General features: G+C 66.3%; 17 protein-coding genes. 12 read left to right on the top strand and 5 right to left on the bottom strand.

Features of this window, described 5'->3' with window-relative positions; genetic code table 11:
- Positions 1-82 precede the first annotated feature (82 nt).
- From dusB to GTH22_RS05380, 11 genes are all read left to right on the top strand, one after another.
- A complete protein-coding gene (dusB, locus tag GTH22_RS05430) occupies positions 83-1,054 on the top strand; it encodes a tRNA dihydrouridine synthase DusB (protein ID WP_371928322.1) in 972 nt (323 codons plus the stop codon).
- Positions 1,055-2,146, top strand: a complete 1,092-nt coding sequence (locus GTH22_RS05425) for a nitrogen regulation protein NR(II) (protein WP_252943745.1) — start codon at positions 1,055-1,057, stop codon at positions 2,144-2,146.
- Positions 2,147-2,159: 13 nt separating this feature from the next.
- Entirely contained in the window at positions 2,160-3,530 is a 1,371-nt protein-coding gene (locus GTH22_RS05420; RefSeq protein WP_252943744.1) for a response regulator, read from the top strand.
- Positions 3,531-3,585: 55 nt separating this feature from the next.
- Positions 3,586-5,871: a PAS domain-containing sensor histidine kinase gene (locus tag GTH22_RS05415; protein WP_256471556.1), complete on the top strand. Its 2,286-nt coding sequence runs from the start codon at positions 3,586-3,588 to the stop codon at positions 5,869-5,871.
- 23 nt (positions 5,872-5,894) lie between these two features.
- Positions 5,895-7,301 (top strand): sigma-54 dependent transcriptional regulator, encoded by a 1,407-nt coding sequence (locus GTH22_RS05410; protein ID WP_252943742.1) that lies wholly within the window; start codon positions 5,895-5,897, stop codon positions 7,299-7,301.
- A 168-nt stretch (positions 7,302-7,469) separates the two neighbouring features.
- Positions 7,470-8,042 (top strand): CHAP domain-containing protein, encoded by a 573-nt coding sequence (locus GTH22_RS05405; RefSeq protein WP_252943741.1) that lies wholly within the window; start codon positions 7,470-7,472, stop codon positions 8,040-8,042.
- A 162-nt stretch (positions 8,043-8,204) separates the two neighbouring features.
- On the top strand, positions 8,205-9,581 hold the full coding sequence (gene trkA / locus GTH22_RS05400; RefSeq protein ID WP_252943740.1) for a Trk system potassium transporter TrkA: 1,377 nt from the start codon (positions 8,205-8,207) through the stop codon (positions 9,579-9,581).
- Between the two features lie 13 nt (positions 9,582-9,594).
- Complete coding sequence (locus GTH22_RS05395; protein ID WP_252943739.1) at positions 9,595-11,124, top strand: TrkH family potassium uptake protein; 1,530 nt, start codon at positions 9,595-9,597, stop codon at positions 11,122-11,124.
- Positions 11,125-11,282: 158 nt separating this feature from the next.
- Positions 11,283-11,516 (top strand): RNA chaperone Hfq, encoded by a 234-nt coding sequence (gene hfq, locus GTH22_RS05390; RefSeq protein ID WP_074255556.1) that lies wholly within the window; start codon positions 11,283-11,285, stop codon positions 11,514-11,516.
- On the top strand, positions 11,513-12,796 hold the full coding sequence (gene hflX, locus GTH22_RS05385) for a GTPase HflX (RefSeq protein ID WP_252947581.1): 1,284 nt from the start codon (positions 11,513-11,515) through the stop codon (positions 12,794-12,796). Before hfq ends, hflX begins: the two co-directional genes overlap by 4 nt.
- A gap of 58 nt (positions 12,797-12,854) precedes the next feature.
- The gene (locus GTH22_RS05380) at positions 12,855-13,568 is read left to right on the top strand and encodes a DUF4241 domain-containing protein (protein ID WP_252943738.1); all 714 of its coding nucleotides are present in this window, start codon (positions 12,855-12,857) and stop codon (positions 13,566-13,568) included.
- 30 nt (positions 13,569-13,598) lie between these two features.
- On the opposite strand, the gene GTH22_RS05375 is transcribed toward GTH22_RS05380, so the two are convergent.
- Positions 13,599-16,061: a penicillin acylase family protein gene (locus tag GTH22_RS05375; RefSeq protein ID WP_252943737.1), complete on the bottom strand. Its 2,463-nt coding sequence runs from the start codon at positions 16,059-16,061 to the stop codon at positions 13,599-13,601.
- Positions 16,062-16,141: 80 nt separating this feature from the next.
- On the opposite strand from GTH22_RS05375, the gene GTH22_RS05370 reads away from it, so the two are divergent.
- Positions 16,142-17,014 (top strand): NAD(P)-dependent oxidoreductase, encoded by an 873-nt coding sequence (locus GTH22_RS05370; RefSeq protein ID WP_252943736.1) that lies wholly within the window; start codon positions 16,142-16,144, stop codon positions 17,012-17,014.
- 6 nt (positions 17,015-17,020) lie between these two features.
- On the opposite strand, the gene GTH22_RS05365 is transcribed toward GTH22_RS05370, so the two are convergent.
- From GTH22_RS05365 to hemB, 4 genes are all read right to left on the bottom strand, one after another.
- Positions 17,021-19,174, bottom strand: coding sequence for a DEAD/DEAH box helicase (locus tag GTH22_RS05365; RefSeq protein WP_252943735.1), 2,154 nt, complete (start codon positions 19,172-19,174; stop codon positions 17,021-17,023).
- 111 nt (positions 19,175-19,285) lie between these two features.
- A complete protein-coding gene (locus GTH22_RS05360) occupies positions 19,286-20,905 on the bottom strand; it encodes a tannase/feruloyl esterase family alpha/beta hydrolase (RefSeq protein ID WP_252943734.1) in 1,620 nt (539 codons plus the stop codon).
- A 106-nt stretch (positions 20,906-21,011) separates the two neighbouring features.
- On the bottom strand, positions 21,012-21,587 hold the full coding sequence (locus GTH22_RS05355) for a YSC84-related protein (RefSeq protein WP_252943733.1): 576 nt from the start codon (positions 21,585-21,587) through the stop codon (positions 21,012-21,014).
- Between the two features lie 168 nt (positions 21,588-21,755).
- Positions 21,756-22,757, bottom strand: coding sequence for a porphobilinogen synthase (hemB, locus tag GTH22_RS05350; protein WP_252943732.1), 1,002 nt, complete (start codon positions 22,755-22,757; stop codon positions 21,756-21,758).
- Between the last annotated feature and the right edge of the window lie 84 nt (positions 22,758-22,841).

Here is a 22,841-nt window from a genome sequence, read left to right as displayed (position 1 = left end):
CTGCGCCAGAGCCTTTGCAATCCGCCCGATCCGTCCGATATGTAGCAATAGTTGCTCAAGGATTAAGCATTTGTCCGTTTCCGTGGCAGAACTAGCCCTGACCCCACCCGTCCTGCTGGCCCCGCTGGCCGGCATCACCGACCTGCCGTTCCGCCAGTTGGTGGCGCGCTTCGGGGCCGGGCTGGTGGTATCCGAGATGGTCGCCAGCCAGGAAATGGTCCAGGCCAAGCCCGGCGTGCGCGAACGCGCCGAGCTGGGCTATGGCGAACAGGCCACCTCGATCCAGCTCGCCGGGCGCGATGCCACCTGGATGGCCCGCGCCGCCGCCATGGTCGAGGAGAACGGCGCAAGGATCATCGACATCAACATGGGCTGCCCCGCCAAGAAGGTCACAGGCGGGCTCTCCGGCTCGGCCCTGATGAAAGACCTCGACCACGCCCTCAGCCTGATCCGCGCCGTCATCGGGGCCGTCAGCGTGCCCGTCACCCTCAAATGCCGCCTCGGCTGGGACGATGGCCAGATCAACGCCCCCGAACTCGCCGCGCGCGCCGAGCAGGAGGGCATCGCCATGGTCACCGTGCATGGCCGCACCCGCTGCCAGTTCTACAAGGGCCGGGCCGACTGGGCCGCGATCTCCGCCGTCAAACAGGCGGTGACGATCCCGGTCATCGCCAATGGCGACATCACAGATGCCACCTCCGCTCGCGCCGCCCTCAAGGCCTCCGGGGCCGATGGGGTCATGGTCGGACGCGGGGCGCAGGGCAAGCCGTGGCGTCTGGCCGAGATCGCCCATTCGCTGGGGCAGGGGCCGCGCCCCGCCATCCCCAAGGGCACCGCGCTCACCGCCATGATCCAGGACCACTACAGCGACATGATCGACTTCTACGGCGCCCCCCTCGGCACCCGCGTCGCGCGCAAGCACCTCGGCTGGTACATGGACGAGGCCGCCACCCCGCCCGAGCTGCGCCGCCGCATCCTGACCGAAACCGACCCCGCGGCGGTGCTCGACCTGATCCCGTCGATGCCCGCCACGCAACAGAGCGAGGCCGCCTGAATGCCCGGAGAAGATCTCATCTGGGTGTCGCTCCCGGTCCCCGCGCTGATCCTCGACGACAAGGATCAGATCGTCGCTATCAACCCGGCGGCCGAAACCTTCCTCAACACCTCCCTGCGCTCGCTCGAAGGGGCCCATGTCTGGGACAAGATCATGGTCGCCGCCCCGCTCGAAGACGGGTTCGATCGGGTGCGCCGCAACCAGTCGGCGCTCTTCGTCAACGATGCCGAAGTGGGCACCGGCGAGCGCCCCCCGATGCATTGCAACCTCCAGATCGCCCCGATGAACGACGACACCGGGCGGCTGCTCATGCTGATTTCGCCCCGCGAGATCGCCGGCAAGCTCGGCCGGGCGCATTCGGTGCAGGCCACCGCCAAGAGCGCGATCGGCATGGCCGAAATGCTCGCCCATGAAATCAAGAACCCGCTGGCCGGCATCACCGGCGCGGCACAGCTCATCTCGATGAACCTCTCCAAGGACGACCTCGAGCTGACCGATCTGATCGTGGCCGAGAGCCGGCGCATCGTGAAGCTGCTGGAGCAGGTCGAGCAGTTCGGCAATGTCCGCCCGCCGATGATGAAGGCGGTGAACATCCACGACATCCTCGACCGCGCCCGCAAGTCCGCAGAGGTCGGCTATGCCGCCGGGATCACCTTCATCGACGATTATGACCCCTCGCTGCCGCCCACGCTGGGCGATGCCGACCAACTGCTGCAAGTGTTTCTCAACCTCTTCAAGAACGCCGCCGAAGCCTCTGAAAAGATGGGGCCGAAGCACGAGGGCACCATCAAGATCCGCACCTTCTACGACCTGTCGCTGCGCCTGCGCGGCAAGGACGGCAAGGGGGCCGCGGTCCCGCTTCAGGTCGAGATCACCGACAACGGCCCCGGCCTGCCCGAAGAGATCGCCGACGAGGTCTTCGAGCCCTTCGTCTCGGGCCGCGAAAACGGCACGGGGCTGGGGCTGGCGCTGGTGAGCAAGATTGTGGGCGAACATCATGGCTGGGTGCAGGTCGATTCCGTGCCCGGCAAAACCGTTTTCCGCGTGTCGCTGCAAGTGGCGCCGGATTTGAGCAATAGCGAATACTATTAAGGAGCAAGGGCCGATGGACGGAACGGTACTGGTCGCAGACGACGACCGCACGATACGCACGGTGCTCACCCAGGCGCTCACCCGCGCCGGGTGCCGGGTTCATGCCACGTCTTCGCTGGTCACGCTGATGCGCTGGGTCGAGGAGGGCAAGGGCGACCTGGTCATTTCCGACGTGGTCATGCCTGACGGCAACGGGCTGGAAACATTGCCAAAAATATCCGCTGAGCGGCCCGGTCTTCCGGTCATCGTGATCTCGGCGCAAAACACCATCATGACGGCCATCCAGGCAGCCGAGGCCGAGGCCTACGACTACCTTCCCAAGCCCTTCGACCTGCCCGACCTGATGAAGCGCGCCTCGCGGGCGCTCGAAAGCAAGCGGCGCCTCGCCTCGCAGAAGAGCGAAGCCCACGATGTGCCCCAAACCGACAGCGACCTGCCGCTGGTGGGCCGCACACCCCAGATGCAGGGGCTCTATCGGCTGGTCGCCAAGGTCATGAACACCGATCTCCCGGTGCTGATCACTGGCGAGAGCGGAACCGGCAAGTCCTTGATTGCGCGAGCAATTCACGACTTTTCCGACCGTCGCTCCCTGCCGTTCGTGGTGGTCTCGCCCGCTGATCTGCAAGGCGCCGACGGCCCGGCGCAGGTGGTGGCCCGCGCCCGTGGTGGCTCGCTTCTCTTCGACGAGATCGCCGACCTCGATGACGAGGCCCAGGGCCGCATCGTGCGGATGCTCGATGCCTTTGGCGACACCGCCCCCCGGGTCATGAGCACCTCGCAGGGCAACCTGATGGACCGGATGGAAAACGGCGGCTTCCGGCAGGATCTGTTCTACCGTCTCGGCGGCGTCACCATCAACGTGCCCGCCCTGCGCGAGCGGGTCGACGACATTCCGCTGCTGGCCGAGCACTTCCTCGCCCGCTCCGAGCAGGGCAGCGCGCCCCGTCGCATCGCCCCGCAGGCCATGGACCTCGTGCGGGCCTACAGCTGGCCGGGCAATGTGCGCCAGCTCGAAAACACCATTCGCCGCCTCGTGGTCACCGCCACCGAGGAGCAGATCGGCCTGGCCGACGTTGAAGCCGTGCTCTCCTCCCAGCCCGAAATCGAGCCTCTGGTGGGCGGCGGCGATGGCGAAAAGCTCTCCTCCTCCGTCGCCAAGCACCTGCGCCGCTACTTCGACCTGCACGGCGGCGCGCTGCCCCCGCCGGGCCTCTACACCCGCATCCTCAAGGAGGTCGAACTGCCCCTGATCGAGATCGCTCTGGATGCGACAGGGGGAAATCAGGCCAAATGTGCCGATTTGCTGGGCATCAACAGAAATACCCTCCGCAAGAAGATAAATGACCTCGATATTCAGGTGACACGCCGCCGCAAATTGATGTAAAAGGGCAACATAGCCGTGGCACAAGGGTCTCAGGCCCTCGGGAAGATCACGGAATATGGCGGTATGTCCCTTCGGGGGCACAAGATATGTGAGGCTAGCGGTGGGCTCCTCCGCACGAGCGTTTGGGTGGGAACGCCTGATAAAACTGCGCAGATTGCGTCGCTTGCGCAATGCGGCGACGCTTGCGCTGGTGGTTCTCGGCCCGGCGCTGGCAATCGGCACGTACCTGACTCTCGGCCCCTTCGGGCAGGGCGCCAACTCGCCTGCGCTGCGGGCGATTCTGCTGGCCGATATCGTCTACGTCCTCATCGTCGCCGCCCTCGTGCTCTGGCAGGTCGCCAAGCTGGTCGCCGCCCGTCGCCGCAAGTCGGCCGGCTCCCGGCTGCACCTCCGCCTCACCGGCGTCTTCGCCCTGATCGCCGCCGTGCCCACCATTCTCGTGGCGGTCTTTGCCGGCCTCACCATCAACCTCGGGCTTGAAAGCTGGTTTTCCGACCGGGTGCGCGAAGTCGTCGGCGCCTCGCTGGAGGCCGCGCAGGCCTACAAGGGCGAGCATCGCCACGATCTCGAGCAGGATGCCGTGGTGCTCGCAGGCTACCTCAACGTCGCCCGCGCCGCCCGCGGGGCCGTGAGCGACGGGCAGATCCGACAGGTGCTGGGGCAGGGGCAGGCCCAGGTGCAGCGCGGGCTCCGCGAGGCCTTCGTGATCGACGGCACCGGCGAAATCCGCGCCCGGGGCGAGCGCAGCTACCTCTTTGATTTCGAGAAGCCGACCGAGGCCCAGCTCGACTCCGCCCGCGAGGGCGAAACCGTCATCATCGAAGACTGGGAGAACGGCGAATTCCGCGCCCTCCTGCGCCTCAACGCCTTCCCCGACCGCTACCTCTACGTCTCCCGCGATGTCGACGGCCAGCTGCTCGGTCTGCTGGATGACACCGAAGAAACCGTGACCGTCTACAACCAGCTCGAACAGGAGCGCGGGCGCAGGCTGTTCGAATTTGGCGTTATATATCTGGGGTTTGCCCTCATCCTCATCCTCGCATCTGTCTGGCTCGGCCTGTGGTTCGCCGAGCGCCTCAGCCGTCCCGTGGGGCGTCTGACCGGGGCGGCGCAACGGGTGGGCGAGGGGGATTTCGACGTTCGCGTCATCGAGGAATCCGGCGACGACGAAATCGCCATGCTCGGCCGCATCTTCAACCAGATGACCCGCCACCTGAAGGGCCAGCGCGACCGCCTGCTCGATAACTCCGCCCGTATCGAGGAGCGCCGCCGCCTGTTCGAGCAGGTGCTGTCCTCGGTCACCGCCGGCGTCATCGGGCTCGACCCGGCAGGGCAGATCGAGTTCATGAACCGCTCCGCCCTGACCCTGCTGGATCTGGAATCCGAGGCCGACCCGCATGTCGCCGTGGGGCAGGTCGTGCCGGAGTTCGCCGGGCTGCTGGAGCGGCTGCGCACCGGCGAAAAGGAAGTGACCCGCGAAGAGATCCGCCTCAACCGCAAGGGCAAGCTCGAAACCCTGCTGGTGCGCATGGCGCGGCGGCGTGGCGAGAACGGCGAGGTCGAGGGCTACGTGGTGGCCTTCGATGACGTGTCCGAACTGGTGACCGCGCAGCGCATGGCCGCCTGGGGCGACGTGGCCCGCCGCATCGCCCATGAAATCAAGAACCCGCTGACCCCGATCCAGCTGTCCGCCGAGCGCATCCGCCGCAAGTTCTCGCCCATGGTCGCTGATGAAGCCGAAAGCCTCGAGCAGCTCACCGGCGTCATCGTCCGCCAGACCGGCGACCTGCGCCGCATCGTCGACGAGTTCTCCAAATTCGCCCGCATGCCCGAACCCGACCGCAAGCCCGTCGACCTCTCGACCGTGCTGCGCGACGCGGTGCTGTTGCAACGCGAACACATGGGCGAGGCCATCAAGTTCGACGACAGCACCGGTGGCGTGGTGGCCGAGCTTGATGAGACCATGGTGAGCCAGGCGCTCATCAACCTCATCAAGAACGCGGGCGAAGCGATTGAAAGCCTTCAGGAAAAAGGAGCCCCTGAAGGCCATTCACCCGAGGTGCGGGTGCAGCTCTATACCGAAGGCTCCGAGGCGGTGGTCGAAGTGGCCGACAATGGCATCGGCCTGCCCGAAGACCGCGACCGCCTGTTCGAGCCCTATGTGACAACAAGAGAGAAGGGCACCGGCCTCGGCCTGCCCATCGTGAAGAAAATCATCGAGGAACATGGCGGCAGCCTTGAGCTCAACGATGCCGAGCCGTTCACGGAAGGGGCGCACCGCGGCGCCCTCGCCGTGGTGCGGCTTCCGCGCAGCGTCGAGATCAGTGCAGCCGCCGAATGAAAAGAGAGGAAGGAAGAGCAGAGATGACCGATATTCTGATTGTAGACGACGAGCGTGACATTCGCGAATTGGTGGGCGACATCCTCCGCGACGAGGGGTTCCAGACCCGCCTCGCGGGCAATTCCGATGACTGCATGGCGGCAATCAACGAGGCGCCGCCGGCCCTGATGATCCTCGACATCTGGCTCAAGGACAGCCGGATGGACGGCATCGACATCCTAAAGGCCACCAAGCGCGACAACCCCGATATCCCGGTGGTCATCATCTCGGGCCACGGCAACATCGAAATCGCCGTGGCGGCGATCAAGCAGGGTGCCTACGACTTCATCGAGAAGCCCTTCAACATCGACCAGTTGATGGTGGTGATCCGCCGCGCGATGGAAACCTCTCGCCTGCGCCGCGAAAACAGCCAGTTGCGCCGCAAGGAAGTGTCGGTCACCGATATGGTCGGCAGCTCGACGGCCTTCAAGGCCCTGAAGAGCCAGCTCGACAAGGTCACAAAGTCCAATGGCCGGGTCATGCTCACCGGTCCCGCCGGGGCGGGCAAGGAGGTGGCCGCGCGCTACATCCACGCCAATTCCTCCCGCGCTTCGGCCCCCTTCATCTCGGTCAATTCCGCCTCGATCGAGCCGGACCGGATGGAAGAGGTGCTCTTCGGCCGCGAAAGCGATGCCCGCGGCGTGGAGCCGGGCCTGCTGGAAGAGGCCCACGGCGGTGTGCTCTATTTCGACGAGATCGCCGACATGCCCCTTGGCACCCAGAGCAAGATCCTGCGCGTGCTGGTTGATCAACAATTTCAAAGGGTTGGCGGCTCCGACAAGGTGCGCGTCGACCTGCGGGTCGTCTCTTCGACCAACCGCGACCTCGAGGCCGAAATCGCCCGCGGCACCTTTCGCGAGGAGCTCTATCACCGGCTGAACGTGGTGCCGATCCGGGTGCCGGGGCTGGAAGAGCGGCGCGAGGACATTCCCGAACTGGCCCGCCATTTCATCGCTGAGGCCAATGCGGGGCAGGGCCTTTCGGCCCGCGAGCTCTCCGAAGAAGCCGAGGCGCTGCTCCAGACCATGCATCTGCCGGGCAACGTCCGCCAGCTCAAGAACATCATCGAACGCGCCCTGATCCTTGGGGAAACCACCGATCCGATCGACGCGCGCGAGCTGCATGGCGGCGAAGCGCCCGATGATGACGAGGGCCGGGTGGTGCTGTCCGGCGGTCTGGCGACCCTTCCGCTGCGGGAGGCGCGCGAGCTGTTCGAGCGCGAGTATCTGCTGACCCAGATCAACCGTTTCGGCGGAAACATCTCGCGCACCGCAACCTTCGTGGGCATGGAGCGCTCCGCCTTGCACCGCAAGCTGAAGTCGCTCGGCGTCGTCACCTCCACCAAGGCCGGTGCACGGATTGCCCATATAGAGAGCCAGGCCGCCGAATAGGCCTTAAAAAACGCCAGTCCACGGCCCTCATCCCCCGTTCGGAGGGGGATAAGTGGCGGATTTTCGCCAGTTTCCGTGTGTAAGCCCGATACAGTTAACACGCGAACTTGAAAATTGTTCCTAATTCGGTGAACAAACTCTCAAGCAAAAACAAAATCTGAGGGACCGATGAGGCTGGGGACACTGAAACGGGCAAAAGCCCTGCGACTTCCGATGCTTTGCGCCGCGCTGCTTCTGACCGCCGCCTGCGGCGCACAGCGCACCACCGAGACCTTCTCCACCATGACCGCACCGCAGCTCAAGCCCGGGCTGCTCGACCACGCCATCTCGGAGGCCCGCAGCCTTCGTGCGCGCGGGGCTCGCGTCTGGTGTGTTCCCTTCGCCCGCAACGCGAGCGGTGTCGAGATCCGCGGCAACGCAAACACCTGGTGGGGCAGCGCCCATGGCACCTACGCCCGGGGCCGGACCCCGCAGGTTGGCGCCGTGATGGCGTTTTCCGGCACCCGCAAGCTGCCGATGGGCCATGTGGCCGTGGTGTCCAAGGTGATCTCGGATCGCGAAATCGAGATCAACCACGCCAACTGGAAACGCAACCAGATCTCTCTCGGCATGTCGGTGATCGACATCTCCGAGCAGAACGACTGGTCTTCGGTCAAGGTGCAGAGCCAGCCCAACGCCTATGGGCGCGCCTACCCGATCGACGGGTTCATCTACCCGGTGCAGGTGTCGAGCGCGATCTGATCCGCTCACGCCCCGCGCAACAAAGCCAAGCCGTCCTCCCGGGCGGCTTTGTGCTTTGAAGGGCAGGGGGCACGGGCCCATTGCGCCCGTTGACCCGGCCAGAGCCCCATGCCAAGCAAGGCATCGAAGAGAAGCGGCAGGCCCCGGAGGGCACAAAGAGCCATGAAGGTCATTATCTGCGGCGCGGGCCAGGTCGGTTGGCAGATCGCGCGGCACCTCTCGGGCGAACGCAACGACGTGACGGTGGTGGACAACAACGCCGAACTGGTGCGCCGTGCGACCGACTCGCTGGACGTGCAGGGCATCCATGGCCACGCCAGCTATCCCGACATCCTCGACCGGGCCGGCGCGCGCGACGCCGACATGATCATTGCCGCGACCCACTCCGACGAGGTCAACATGGTCACCTGCCAGGTGGCCCATTCGGTGTTTTCGGTGCCCCGCAAAGTCGCCCGCCTTCGCTCGCAGAGCTATCTCACCGCGATCTACTCCGACCTCTACCGCCGCGATCACATGCCGATCGACGTGGTGATCTCGCCCGAGCGCGAGGTGGCCGAGGCCGCGCTGCAACGCCTTGCCGCGCCCGCCGCCTTCGACACCGAACGGTTTCTGGGCGGGCGGGCCCAACTGCTCGGCATCCACCTCGATGACGACTGCCCGGTGCTCAACACGCCGCTGCGCCAGCTGACCGACCTGTTCTCGACCCTGCGCGCCATCGTCGTGGGCGTGCGCCGCAAGAACAAGCTCTTCGCGCCCAACCCCGGCGACCAGCTCTTTGCCGGCGACCAGGTCTATGTCTGTGCCAACACCGACGACACCACCCGCACCATGGAGATCTTCGGCAAGGTGCTGCGCAAGCAGGAGCGCGTGGTGATCGTGGGCGGCGGCAACGTAGGCCTCGCCGTGGCGCAGGCGCTCGAAAAGCGCACCGACCGGATCCGCGCCAAGGTGATCGAGCGCTCGCGCCCCATTGCCGAACGTGCCGCCGATGCGCTCGAGCGCACCATCGTGCTGCACGGGGACGGGCTCTCGCGCGAGCTGCTGATGGAGGCCAACATCGACAAGGCCGACGCCGTGCTCTGCGTCACCGATGACGACAAGGTCAACCTGCTGACCGCCGTGCGCGCAAAGGCCAATGGCTGCCCGATGGCGATCTGTCTGGTCAACGACCCAACCCTCGTGCCGCTGATGAACCCGCTCCACGTCGATGCGTTCATCAACCCGCGGGCCACCACCGTCAGCTCGATCCTGCGCCACATCCGTCATGGCCGTGTCCGCGGGGTCTATTCCATCGGCGATGCCGAGGCCGAGGTGATCGAGGCACAGGTGCTCTCGACCTCGCCGCTCTCGGGCCAGCGCATCCGCGACATCGACTTCCCCGAGGGGGTCTGCGTGGGTGCGTTGATGCGCGGCGAGAAGTACATCAAGCCGGTCGCCGAAACCCGGATCGAGGAAGGCGACGTCATCGTCATCTTCGCCATGGCCGACGACGTGCCGGAGGTGGAGCGGCTGTTGCAGGTCTCCATCGACTTCTTCTGAGCCCCGCCCGCTGATGCGCCGCGTTCTGGAACTGCCGCTGATCGTGATCCTCATGGGGATCTGCGCGCTGATGATGTACCTTCCGGTGTTCCACGCGGTCACGGTGCGCGACTGGCTCTCGGCACGCAGTTTCTTTTACGCCGGCACCCTGTTTCTGACCCTGGTCATCTTTCTCGGCGTCGCCACCTACCACATGAAGCCCCGCAGCCTCGCCCGCAGCCACCTGACAGCGCTGGTCGCGGCCTATGGCCTGCTGCCCTTCATGCTCGCCTGGCCGTTCTACGAAGCGGTGCAGAACACCTCCTTTTTCAACGCGTGGTTCGAGATGGTCTCCTCGCTCACCACAACCGGGGCCACCCTGTTCGAGCCCGAGCGGCTGCGTGACACGCTGCATCTGTGGCGGGCCACCGTGGGCTGGATGGGCGGGCTCTTCATCTGGGTCACGGCGGCGGCCATCATGGCCCCGCTCAACCTCGGTGGCTTCGAAGTCACCTCCATGGCGCGCCCCGGCTCGGGCGCAAAGCGTGACCGGGTGCTCGATGCCGACAAGCAGACAGACCCGCGCGAGCGCCTCCTCAGGCTCTCTCTGCAGATGGGGCCTGTCTACATCGCCCTTACCGGCGTGCTCTGGATCGCGCTGGTGGGCGCGGGCGAAGACCCGCTGATCGCCATTTGCCATGCCATGAGCGTGCTTTCCACCTCGGGGATCTCCCCGGTTGGCGGGCTGTCGGAGGCGCAGTCGGGCATGGTCGGCGAGGCCCTGATCCTGTGCTTCTTCGTCTTCGCCTTCAGCCGCAAGTCTTTCTCGCCGGGCTATGGCATGGGGCTTGATCGGGTCAACGCCGTTTACAAGGATATCGAAGCCCGCATGGCGATCTATTGCATCATCCTCGTGCCCTCCGCCCTGTTCCTGCGGCACTGGATCGGCGCCTTCGAGGTCGATGACGTGGCCGATGTCGGCGCGGCCCTGCGCGCGCTCTGGGGCGCTGTGTTCTCGGTCGCGAGCTTCCTCACGACGACCGGGTTCACCAGTGGCGAGTGGGGTGGCACCGAAACATGGTCGGGCCTGCAGACGCCGGGCATGGTGCTGATGGGGCTGGCGCTGGTGGGCGGCGGCGTGGCCACCACGGCGGGCGGGGTCAAGCTGCTGCGGGTCTACGCGCTCTACAAGCACGGACACCGCGAGATCGAGAAGCTGGTGCATCCCCATTCGGTCAGCGGCGCCGGGGGCACCTTCGGCCGGCACATCCGGCGGCAGGGCGCCTATATCGCATGGCTCTTCTTCATGCTCTACGCGCTCTCGCTGGCAGGCGTTTCGGGCATGTTGGCGGCCACCGGGCTCAGTTTCGAGCAGTCCATGATCCTGTCGCTTTCGGGCCTCTCCACCGCCGGGCAACTTGCCGAGGTCGGGGGCGATGCGGCGATCAGCTACGTGCAGATCAGCGACACCGCAAAGGCCATTCTGGCCGGCGCAATGGTGCTGGGCCGGGTCGAGGCCCTGGCCCTGATTGCCCTGCTCAATCCCGAATTCTGGCGCGCCTGACACCGCCGCACCACACCCCCGGGGACTCCCTGAATTTGGGGGGTGGAATCTTGCAGATTCAGCCTCCATAGTGCTGACGTTGACGGGGGCTCCAAGTCCGAGGCAGGGCTTCCGGTAACGTGCGTGACCGAAGCAACGACAAGAACAAGGCAATTGAAATGGCCAGTGACAAACAAAATTTGCAGGATGCATTTCTCAATCATGTGCGGAAGACAAAGGTCCCGGTGACGATCTTCCTCATCAATGGGGTGAAACTTCAGGGCGTGATTACCTGGTTCGACAACTTCTGCGTCCTCCTGCGCCGCGACGGACAATCTCAGCTTGTCTACAAGCATGCGATCTCCACCGTCATGCCGGCCCAACCCATCAGCCTCTACGAGGGTGAAGAATAGCGGAATTTCACGATACCGCGGAGCAGCCCACACGGGCGCTTGTGCTCCACCCGGACATCCAGACAGACCCCGAGCGCCGCGAGGCCGGGCCAGCCCTTGAAGAGGCGATGGCCCTCGCGCTGGCGCTTCCGGGGCTGGAGGTGGTGGCCGGAGAGGTCGTGAACGTGCGCCAGCCGCAGCCCGGCACGCTCTTCGGCACCGGCAAGATGGACGAGATCAAGGCGCTGATTGACGGCCATGACATTGCGCTCGTGCTGGTCGACGGGCCGGTGACGCCGGTGCAGCAGCGCAATCTCGAAGAGGCCTGGAAGGTCAAGCTGCTTGACCGCACCGGGCTGATCCTCGAAATCTTCGCCGACCGCGCCGCCACCCGCGAAGGCGTGCTTCAAGTCGAGCTGGCCGCGCTTTCCTACCAGCGCACCCGCCTGGTGCGGGCCTGGACCCACCTCGAGCGGCAGCGCGGCGGCCTCGGCTTTGTCGGCGGCCCCGGTGAAACCCAGATCGAGGCGGACCGTCGCGCGATCGACGAGGCGATGACGCGCATCCGCCGTCAGCTCTCCAAAGTCACCAAGACCCGCGCCCTGCACCGCGCTTCCCGCGCCAAGGTGCCGTTCCCCGTGGTCGCGCTAGTGGGCTATACCAACGCCGGAAAATCCACGCTTTTCAACCGCCTGACCGGCGCGGACGTGATGGCGAAGGACATGCTTTTCGCCACGCTCGACCCCACCATGCGGGCCATCGAGCTGGCCGGCGGGGTCAAGGTGATCCTCTCCGATACCGTGGGCTTCATCTCGTCGCTGCCCACCGAATTGGTCGCCGCCTTCCGCGCCACGCTGGAAGAGGTGCTGGAGGCCGATCTCATCCTGCATGTGCGCGACATCGCCAGCCCCGCCACCGAGGAGCAGGCCTCCGATGTGGCCCGCATCCTCACCAGCCTCGGCGTGCGCGAAGACGTGCCGCAGCTCGAACTCTGGAACAAGTCCGACCTGCTGGAGCCCGAACAGGCCGAGGCCCTGCGCAATCAGGCGAGCCGCCGCGACGAGGTGCTGGTGATCTCCGCCGTCAGCGGCGCAGGCCTCGACGAGTTGCAGGAGGCCGTCACCGCCGAACTGGAAGGCGCGCGCATCACCGAGCGTCTGAAGCTCGCCTTCGCCGATGGCCGCCAAAGGGCATGGTTGCACGAGCACGACGTGGTCGAATCCGAAGTCCAGACCGAGAAGGGCTGGACCTTGGATCTTCGCTGGTCGCCGCGCCAGAAGGCCGAATTCGACCGGCTCTAGCGGGGCGCGAACATCGCGAACCGCCCGCCCGGGCGGGCCGCGCAGGAACGGAGGCGGAATGCTCAAGAGCCAAAGACACTATTACTGGATCGGCGGCGGCATCTGGGCTGCCCTCATGCTGGGCGGTGGCATCTTCGTGGTGGTGACAAGCCTGCGCGGCGACGGAACCGCGCTGTCCGACGCGCTCGACATCGAAACCTTCGAACAGGCCGCCATCGTGACCGAGCCACCCGGGCCTCAGAACGTGCTCGTGACCGAAGCGGGCGAGGTCGATATCGGCCCCTCCGGCCTCACACTCACCGACCCCGTGGCCGAGCCCGACCGCCCGCCGTTCGACATCGACGTGCCCGAGGGCCGGTATCAAACCCTGATCTACCGTCACGAGGATGACCCGCGGGTGATCGGCATGGTGGCCCTTCGCCTGTCCGACGCCCCCGTCACGTTCTGGGAGCGGCCGGGCCGCAAGAGCCATCCGCTCGACTTCGAGTTCGGCGTCGATGAGCTGGTGGCCCTCGGAGATGCCGAGGCCGTCGCGGCGCTCGATGCCGATGCGGTCAAGGCCGCCCTCGAACAGGGTACAGGCCCCGTGCCCTACGCCACGATCAGGTCCGAGGGCCGCGACGTGCTGCTCTTCGATCCGAGCTTCGAGACCTTCTCCGCCGACACCTACGCCGGGTATGACGCAGATGGAAATCTCGCCATTCTGGTCAAGGACTACGGCTACTTCGGCTCCCGCGCCGCGCTGGAAAAACCGACCGAAGAGCGCCCGTAGGGCGGGACTTGTCCCGCCGTTCCGCCGGCCTCACTGCGCCGGCGTCAGCACCGTCACCCCCACGTTGGCTGCCCGCGCCAGCTCCGGGTCGAGCGACATCGGAATGTACTCGCCCCGCCGCCACAGCGCACCGAGGTCATCGTAGTGGCGCGACAGCGGATGCCCTGACTGCCCGGTTGCCGTGATGAACACCGAACTGTCCGGGTCGGAAAAGTCGTAGACCCCTCGAAACCCGGCACCATGGACGTTGGCATAGGGGTCCGGCTCCGTCCCCTTGGTGCGCCCGCGCAGCAGGGTGAAATCGCCGCCCGAGGTGCTCTGGTGGATGTTCACGATCCACTTCAGCACCGGCACGTCGCCCAGCACCGCATGGTCGTGCAGCGCTTCATGGGCATCGCCCCATCGCAGGCTCTCCAACTGGGTGCCGTAGCGCTCCGCAATCCACAGCAGAGCCTCGTCCAGCGCGATGCGGGCAATATCGGTGCAGCTCTCCTGCGCGGTCGACTGCACCACGTCGCACCACACCGCCGCCCCGTCGACATCGCGAAACACACGCTCGAGGAACAGCGGCTCGGGATGGACGAACTCCGCCGAAAGCGGCCCGAGCTCGTCGCGGATCAACCGGCCCTGCAAGTGCCGTAGCCAGGCCGCAAAGATCAGCGGCTCTGGCAGGTGTTCGCTCATCTCACCGTTCCAATTGGCCAGAAGCTCCAGCGCCTTCTGCCGCTGCCGCTCCGGCGTGCCCTCGGGGGCGGCTTCGCCGGTGAACCAGAGGTCGCGGGCGATGAGCGGCAGCAGGGTGCGGGCGGTCACGCTCACGGTGTCGAGCTGCGCGTCGATGAAGCTCTCGCGGGTGTGCACCTCGCGGGTCTGCATCAGCCGGGTCCAGCGCTGGATGCGCTGCGTATCCCCCCAGTTGAAACTGACGTGTTCGGGGAAGGGGCGATCCACGGTCTTGTTGTTGGTATTGCCCAGAATACCGCCTTCCGGGTCGATGAACTCGGGGTTCCGGTCGTACGGAATGCGCCCCGCCCAGCGGTTGGTGGCCTTCCACCCCAGCGCAGGCATCCGGCCCTGGCTGTCATGGGCCGGGTTGCGGCTGGGCATGGCCCCGACCATCTTCAGCGCCACCCGCCCGGGCTCCGCGAGCGTGAGGTTCTGGGCCGGAGCGATGTACAGCTCCATCGCGGCAATCGCTTCTTCGATCGAGTGCGCCTTCTGCAGCCCCAGCGCCGCCTGCATCGAGGTGTCGCGCGGCGAGAGCGCCGTCCATCCCAGCGCGCCCACATGGCCCGCCGGGGTGACACTGGCGAGGTTGTAATGCGAGCCCGGCAGCACCGGCCCGTTCTCGGTGCGCCTCAGGGTGATGGTGATCGGCTCTGCATCCTTGATCCGGATGATCGAACTCTTGGTCGAGAAGGGCTTCCATCCGGTCGGGGTGCGATATTCCTGCGGGTTGGCCGGGTTCAGCTCTTCCATGAACACGTCCTGATCGTCGAGGTAGGCCGAGGTGATCCCCCAGGCCAGTGCATCCGAGCGCCCCGAGAGCACGAAAGGAATGCCCGGGATCGTCCCCCCGATGACACCGCCGGTCGAAAGCTCGATCCGCGCCAGATACCAGACCGTCGGCGCGGTCAGTTCGAGATGCGGATCGTTGGCCAGGATCGAAGCCCCCGCCGCAGAGCGCTTCGGTGCCGCCGCCCAGGCGTTGGACGCGCCGGCAAATATCCGCGGTTTGATCGGCGACATGCGATCGAGCGCATAGGTTTTCCACGCCGCCTGCGGCCCGTCAATCGGCATCAGGCTGGCGTAATCGGGAAGGGCGGCGGCGCCGGGGCCGGGCACGTCCGGCAGGATGTCCGCCAGCCGTTCCTCGGGCAGTTGCAGCGACACCCGCGCCCGCAGGACCTCTTCCGAGAGCTGGCCGGTGAGCTGCAGGGCCATGATCTTGCCGAGCGCCACCGTATCGGCAGGCCGCCATGGCGCGATCTCGCGGGAGAACAGGAAGAACTCGGGCGCCCCGCGCCCCAGCGCGCCTTCGTTCACCGTGGCGATCCAGGCGTTGATACCGGCCGAATAGGCTTCCAGCGCCGCCCGCGTCTCTGCATCCAGCGAAGACACGGAGGCCGAAGCCGCCTCGTACAAACCAAACCGCCGCAACAGCTCGTCGGTCTTGGCCGTGCGCACCCCGAACAGCTCCGAGAGCCGCCCCTGCGCCGCGCGCCGCGCCATTGTGATCTGCCAGAGCCGGTCCTGCGCATGGGCAAAGCCGAGGCCAAAATACACGTCCTCATCCGAGGAGCCGAAGATATGGGGCACGTTGGCGTTGTCGCGCACGATCTCGACAGGCCCCGAAAGCCCCTCGACGGTGAGGCGGGCGTTGTAGTCGGGGATCGAGCGCGAGGCGAGATAATAGGTGACGCATCCGATCAGAAACGCCAGCAGCAACCCGCCCGTGACAATCCGCAAGAGCCAGCGAAAGATCCGTGCCATGTATGTCCCTCGGTTGACCTTCAGCCCCTGCGGAGTAATCAGGGTGCAAGCGTAATGGAACCCTGCGGGAGGATAAAGACATGGCGAAGGTGGCATTTCTCGGACTTGGAGTGATGGGCTACCCGATGGCGGGACATCTGGCGAAGGCAGGGCACGAGGTGACGGTCTACAACCGCACCTTCGCCAAGGCCGAGAAGTGGGTGGGCGAACACGGCGGAAAGGCCGCCCGGACACCGGCCGAAGCCGCTGCCGGTCAGGATTTCGTCATGGCCTGCGTCGGCAATGACGACGACCTTCGCGCCGTCTGCGTGGGCGAGGGCGGCGCGCTGGCCGCGATGAGTGCCGGCACTGTCTTCGTCGACCACACCACTGTCAGCGCCTCTGTCACCCGCGAGATGTATGCCGCCGCCGAATCCGGTCAGGTGAGCTTTGTCGATGCGCCGGTGTCTGGCGGGCAGGCGGGCGCCGAGAACGGGGCGCTTGCGGTGATGTGCGGCGGCGACGCCGGGACCTACGAGCGTGCCGAAAAGATCATCGCCGCCTACGCGAAGAATTGCCAGTTGATGGGCGAGAGCGGCGCCGGGCAGCTCACCAAATGCGTCAACCAGATCTGCATTGCCGGGCTGGTGCAGGGCCTTTCCGAAGGGCTGAACTTTGCCATGAAGGCCGGTCTGGACACCAAGGCCGTGGTGCAGGTCATCAAGGACGGTGCGGCGGGAAGCTGGCAGATGGCCAACCGCTACGAAACCATGGTGGACGACCACTTCACCCATGGCTTCGCCGTGGACTGGATGCGCAAGGATCTCGATATCTGCCTGTCCACCGGCAACGAGATCGGCGCCGCCCTGCCGGTGACGGCTGTTGTCGACCAGTTCTACAAGGACGTTCAGTCCATGGGCGGCGGGCGGTGGGATACCTCCTCGCTCATCAAGCGACTGAAAGCCTTCGACTGAGCGCGGTCAGCTCTTTCCGCGCTTCGGCCCGGAGGGTTTGCCGGCAGGCTTGCCCCCGGGTCGCCCACCGGGCTTGCCGCCCGGCTTCCCAGCAAACTTGCCGCTCGGCTTCCCGCCGGGTTTGCCGCTGAACTTGCCACTTGGTTTGCCTCCGGGCTTCCCGCCCGGCTTGCCCAAGGGCTTGCCCCCGGGTTTCCCGCCAGGCTTTCCATCAAACCGACGCGGCGGACGATCGCCCCCGGTGCCATCGGCATCGCGGGCGCGGTTCTTCTTGCTGTCGGCCCGGCCCGGAGGGGGCGGAGGGCCCTTGCGGTGCGGTTTGCCCATCGGGGCGCTCGGATCAGCCGCCCCGGAGCGATATCCCGAGGCTGCGGAGCCGTGGCGCGCCTTGCGGGGCTTGTCCGCACGCGGTTCGCTGTCGCTTTCGGGCGCAGGCGTCGGTGCGGGCGCGTGAACCGGGGGCGCATCCTGAACGGGGGCTGGAGCCGGGGCAGGGGCCTCACGCGGCGGTTCCGCCCGTGCGGCGCGTTCTTTCTTCGGACGCGCGGGCTTGTCGAACTTCGCGGGCTTGCGCTGCGGGCGATCCACCCCTTCAGGCGCGGCATCCAGCTTCACCAGCCGGGTGCGCCCCTCCAGTGTCATCTCCGACCCGAGGTGATCGAGCAGGCGCTTCACCGCGCTGTCCCGCACCTGCACATAGCTTTCGTCCGGCCCGATGCGGATTGCGCCAAGATCGTCCCGGGTCAGCCCGCCGCCCTTGCAGATCATCGGCAGCAGACGCCGCGGCTCGGCCCCCTGGTTGCGGCCCTGCGACAGCGAGAACCAGGTAGACGCGCCGAACTCCTCGCGGGGTTTGGGCTTCTGATCGTCGCCCGAAAGCTCCTCGGGGGCCGAATGCTGGCTGGCGTAATGGCGCAGGAAGGCTGCGGCGAGCTGCTCGGGGCTGAACCGCTCGGTCAGCCGCGTGATGGCCTCTGCCTCTTCCTCGCGCGGGCCGTCCTCCCAGACCGGATCATCCAGCATCCGCTCCGCATCCCGCGCCTGCACGGCCTCCGCCGAGGGCGGATCGGCCCATTTGGCGGTGAGCTGGGCCATGCCCAGCACCCGAAGCGCCTTCTTGCGCGAGCGCGGGGTCACAACCAGCACGCTCACCCCCTTGCGCCCGGCCCGGCCGGTGCGGCCCGAACGGTGCAGCAGGGTTTCATGCGAGCCCGGAAGCTCGGCATGCACCACCAGATCGAGGTTGGGCAGGTCGATCCCGCGTGCGGCCACATCCGTCGCCACGCAAACCCGAGCGCGCCCGTCCCGCATGGCTTGCAGCGCGTTGGTGCGCTCCTGCTGCGAGAGTTCGCCCGAGAGCGCAACAACCTTGAAGCCCCGGTTGGCCAGCCGCGTGGTGATGCGTCCCACGGTTGCGCGGGTGTTGGCGAAAACAATGGCGTTGGGCGCCTCGTAGTAGCGCAGCACGTTGATGACGCAGTGCTCGAGGTCACGCTCGGCCACGGCCATCGCCAGATATTCGATATCGGCGTGCTGCGAGGCTTCGGACTTGCTCTCGATGCGCACCGCATCGCGCTGGTAGCTCTTGGCCAGCTCGGCAATGGCACGCGGCACCGTGGCCGAGAACAGCAGCGTCTGGCGCTCTGCGGGCGCCTCGCCCAGAATAAACTCCAGCTCCTCGCGGAACCCGAGATCCAGCATCTCGTCGGCCTCGTCCAGCACCACGGCGCGGATCGCCTGCATTTCCATGGAGCCGCGCATGATATGGTCGCGCAACCGGCCCGGCGTGGCGACGACGATATGCGCCCCACGCGCCAGCGCACGCCGTTCGTCGCGCATGTCCATCCCGCCCACGCAGGAAGCCACGACCGCGCCGGCCTTGGCGTAGAGCCAGCCCAGTTCGCGCTTCACCTGCAGCGCAAGCTCGCGGGTCGGGGCGATGACAAGCGCCAGCGGCGCCTCTGCGGCGCCAAACACCTCGGCCTCGCCCAACAGGGTCGGGGCGATGGCAATGCCGAAGCCCAGCGTCTTGCCGGATCCCGTCTGGGCGGAAACCAGAAGATCCGCCCCGGCATAGGCCGGGTCGCCCACGGCCTCCTGAACGGGGGTGAGAGTGGTGTAGCCACGTTCGGCTATGGCATCGGCAAGAGCTTGTTTCACAGAAAGGGTCCGGGGAGAGGAGCGTAAGAGCGCGTCTCTACAGGCCTGCGGGCGCGCTGTATAGCGGTTTAATACGCAGGACCGCTTTGAGGGGGCCCTGCGTGGTTTGTCTCACTCCGCGCAGTGGAAGGCATCGCCCTCATGGCGCAGGACTTGCGGCCATGGGCAAAGCACGCGCTCCTTGCCTGCGTTTTCGCCCGCTTCCGGGTTATCGGCCCGAAACGCCGTTGGCACCGCCTCCGGCGCGCTGTCCTCCTCGACCCACGCAATCAGCGCACCCAGCAGGTCGGCGCTGTCGGCTGCGTTGCCGCCCCTGCCATGGGGCATCCCGGGGATGGCATAGAATCGCGTGAACTCCGGGGCCGCCGAGTTGTTTTCCCTGAGCTTGCCGTACCAGTCGGAGGTATCGTTGAACGAAAACACCGGATCGGCGGTGCCATGAAACACCACCAGTTTGCCGCCCGCAGCCTGCAATTCTGACAGATCGGGATTGTCGGCATTGGGCGGGCTCATCACCTGCATGGGGCTTTCGGGGAACTCCGCCGTCAGCGCATCGACCTTCGGCGGCTCCATTTCAAAGTCGTAGCCCAGCAGATAGGCCTCAAGCGCCTCGGGGCTGCCTTCAACCAGGGTGGGCGGGGTCGAGAAGACATGGGCGAGTGACCCCGCGCCCATCACCGCGATGATCGGCTTCATGCCCCAGGGCGGCACGGTGCTTTCGATCTTCCAGAACCGCCAGTTGCCCGAAGCGATGCCCGGATCCCACGACCAATCGCTGTATAGCACCTCGCCTGCGCCATTGGTCGGCCCGTCGTGGATGGCCACCAGCGCGGCAACCTGATCCGCGCTCAGGCAATCGCTGTTCTGCCCGGCAGCGCAGACCAGCACGGCCGGGCCGAAGGCCTGCTGGCAGGCGGAGGTATCGGCAACCACACCGTCTTCCAGCCCGTCGAGCCCATCGCAGGCGGCGTTGATCTTTTCGGCCACGAGCGACAGATCATCCTTGCTGAAGCTCTCCGCCAGGCTCGGCGCGACCGAGCGGAATTGCTGCACATCCCAGGCATGCTGAATCGCGGCGCGGGGCAGGCGGAAACCGGGATAGCCCGCCAGTATGCCGTCAAAAGCCTCGGGCATCCGTTCGGCGGCAACCATCGCGTGGCGCCCCCCGTTGGAGGTGCCATAGCCATAGACATGCGCCGGGGCCTCTCCATAGAAAGCCTCCGTCAGTGCCAGCGCCACGGGGTGCAGCTTGGCAACGGCGCCATAGCCGTAATCACGGCGCGCCTCGAAATCGAGACCGAAGAGGTTACCCCCCACCAGGCCGGCATCGGGGTTGGCCTTGCCGTCATGGCCCGCATTGGAGCTGACCACCGCAAAGCCACGCTCCAGTGCCGGCGTGCCAACGCCGGTGCCCGTGCCAAGCGCCGCAACAACCTCGCCATCATTGCCGCCGTTGAACTGGTGCATCAGCCGACCCTCCCACCCTTCCGGGAGCCGCAGCTCGAAGCCGATGGCATAGGCCTTGCCGTCTGCCCCCGTGCGCTCGCCGAGGCTGCCGCGCAGCAGGCATTGCGCCACGCCGGATTTCTCGTCGCCTTCGGGCAGGGCAACCGCCTCGCGGATCGTCACACCGGCGGGGGCCGCCCCGGCCATGTCGGCACAGTCGGTTGCGGCCAAGGCGCCAACGGGTGTCAGGGCCACAAGTCCTGCGGCCAACGTCAGTTTCTTCATCTGATAGTCCTCCCGCCCACAGGGTACGCCCGCGCGCGCGGAACTGTCATGACAAAAAAGGGCGCCCCGAAGAGCGCCCTCTGAAAATGGGAATTCCGGCCCGCGATCAGGGCAGGATGCGGTTGTACTTGGTGCCTTCCAGCGTCGCCCCGAGGATCAGCCCGGCCTGTCCGAAAACCACGGCGATGACCGGCGCCAGCGCGGTGAGGGTCTCGGCAGAGAGGTTGCCGGCGTTGTCGTTCAGCGCGTATTCGGCATCCGCGCCCACCGACCATCCGGTGGAAGTGCGGAAATCGCGCAGCGCGGCCGGGGTCATGAAAAACAGGGCGTGGGCGTATTGCTGCGCGCCGATCTGAAAGCCGATGTTGGCCTGAAGCGCGGCGTAGTAGTCGACGGTCGCATTGTTGATCCGCAGAGCGCCTCGGCCGTAGCTGCCGCCCACCCCGAACCCCGCCTTGGTGACGAGCGGCATGTAGAGCACGCCGGAAGATTTCTGCTCAAGATCGGCGGTGCCGGGGTAGCGCGAGAAAAGGTAATTTCGCGTGCTGTCCACCCGCGCGTCGATCTTGGCACCGTTGTTGGTGCCCACGCCGTTGCCGCAAGCCGAAAGCGCGGTGGTCGCGCCGAGCCCGGCCAGAAACACACGTCGGTTGAAGGGAGTCCGATTGGGGTGGTTGCTCATGATATCCGCCTGTCCTTAAGCCTCGATCCGGCTGTTTTACGCCGGTTTTAACTATCTATAGGGGCCTTGAGCTGGCTTGTCACCACAAGTTGAGGCGAAATGGGCGGTTTTTGGCCGCCTGAAAGCGGCTCGGCCGTGCATGGGGCAGGGACAGGCGCTGGCGCGCCGTCAGCCTGCCTTCAACCGGCGCGCCATACGGGGGGCGTAATAGGTGAGCACGCCCATGCAACCGGCGCGTTTGAACGCCATCAGGCTCTCTACCATCACCTTCTCGCCGTCGATCCAGCCGTTCTGCGCGGCGGCCTCGATCATCGCGTATTCGCCGCTCACCTGATAGGCGAAGGTGGGCGCGCCAAAGCTGTCGCGGACGCGCCGGATGATGTCGAGATAGGGCAGGCCGGGCTTGACCATCACCATATCGGCCCCCTCGGCCAGATCGCGTTGCACCAGCCGCAAAGCCTCGTCGGAATTGGCCGGGTCCATCTGGTAGGTGTTCTTGTCTCCGGTGAGCGCGGCGGAAGCGCCGACGGCATCGCGGAACGGGCCGTAGAAGGCGGAGGCATACTTTGCAGCGTAGCTCAGGATCGAAACCTTGGTGTGGCCTGCGGCTTCAAGGGCGGTCCGGATCGCGCCGATGCGGCCATCCATCATGTCGGATGGGCCGAGAATGTCGGCTCCGGCATCCGCCTGGGCCAGCGCCATCTTCACCAGCGCCTCGACTGTCTCGTCATTCACGATCTCGCCGTCCACGACAAACCCGTCGTGGCCGTTGATGTTGTAGGGGTCGAGCGCGATGTCGGTCATCACCGCGATCTCGGGGGCGGCCGCCTTGATGGCACGGATCGCCCGGTTGGTGAGGTTCTCCGGATCCCAGGCCATGGCGCAATCCTCGGTGCGCGCCTCGGGGCCAGTGTAGGGAAAGAGGCAGATCGCCGGAATGCCGAGCTCGGCGGCCTCCTGCGCGGCCTCGGCCACGAGGTCCACCGTCAGCCGCTCGACGCCCGGCATCGAGGGCACCGCCGTGCGCTCGCCCTCGCCGTCGCGCAAGAACACCGGCCAGATCAGATCATCCGCCGTCACCGCGTTTTCGCGCACCAGACCACGCAACGCAGGGGTGGTGCGCGTGCGCCGCAAACGGGCGGCAGGGAAGGGGGCGACAGTGGGACGCATGGGTTTGCCTCGTATTTCAGCCACACAAAGGGCCGTGCCATGGATTTTGCGCCGCGACAAGGCTTCCATTCCCGGCAGAGGTGG

The sequence above is a fragment of the Oceanicola sp. 502str15 genome, assembly GCF_024105635.1.
Classification (GTDB): Bacteria; Pseudomonadota; Alphaproteobacteria; order Rhodobacterales; family Rhodobacteraceae; genus Vannielia.
This window is presented reverse-complemented; position numbering and strand designations above follow the sequence as displayed.

Excerpts from the sequence above, each read along its gene's own strand:
- GTH22_RS05425 (WP_252943745.1), top strand. The coding sequence starts at position 1,055 with ATGCCCGGAGAAGATCTCATCTGGGTGTCGCTCCCGGTCCCCGCGCTG.
- GTH22_RS05420 (WP_252943744.1), top strand. The coding sequence starts at position 2,160 with ATGGACGGAACGGTACTGGTCGCAGACGACGACCGCACGATACGCACG.
- GTH22_RS05415 (WP_256471556.1), top strand. The coding sequence starts at position 3,586 with ATGGCGGTATGTCCCTTCGGGGGCACAAGATATGTGAGGCTAGCGGTG.
- GTH22_RS05410 (WP_252943742.1), top strand. The coding sequence starts at position 5,895 with ATGACCGATATTCTGATTGTAGACGACGAGCGTGACATTCGCGAATTG.
- GTH22_RS05405 (WP_252943741.1), top strand. The coding sequence starts at position 7,470 with ATGAGGCTGGGGACACTGAAACGGGCAAAAGCCCTGCGACTTCCGATG.
- trkA (WP_252943740.1), top strand. The coding sequence starts at position 8,205 with ATGAAGGTCATTATCTGCGGCGCGGGCCAGGTCGGTTGGCAGATCGCG.
- GTH22_RS05395 (WP_252943739.1), top strand. The coding sequence starts at position 9,595 with ATGCGCCGCGTTCTGGAACTGCCGCTGATCGTGATCCTCATGGGGATC.
- hfq (WP_074255556.1), top strand. The coding sequence starts at position 11,283 with ATGGCCAGTGACAAACAAAATTTGCAGGATGCATTTCTCAATCATGTG.
- GTH22_RS05380 (WP_252943738.1), top strand. The coding sequence starts at position 12,855 with ATGCTCAAGAGCCAAAGACACTATTACTGGATCGGCGGCGGCATCTGG.
- GTH22_RS05375 (WP_252943737.1), bottom strand. The coding sequence starts at position 16,061 with ATGGCACGGATCTTTCGCTGGCTCTTGCGGATTGTCACGGGCGGGTTG.
- GTH22_RS05370 (WP_252943736.1), top strand. The coding sequence starts at position 16,142 with ATGGCGAAGGTGGCATTTCTCGGACTTGGAGTGATGGGCTACCCGATG.
- GTH22_RS05360 (WP_252943734.1), bottom strand. The coding sequence starts at position 20,905 with ATGAAGAAACTGACGTTGGCCGCAGGACTTGTGGCCCTGACACCCGTT.
- GTH22_RS05355 (WP_252943733.1), bottom strand. The coding sequence starts at position 21,587 with ATGAGCAACCACCCCAATCGGACTCCCTTCAACCGACGTGTGTTTCTG.
- hemB (WP_252943732.1), bottom strand. The coding sequence starts at position 22,757 with ATGCGTCCCACTGTCGCCCCCTTCCCTGCCGCCCGTTTGCGGCGCACG.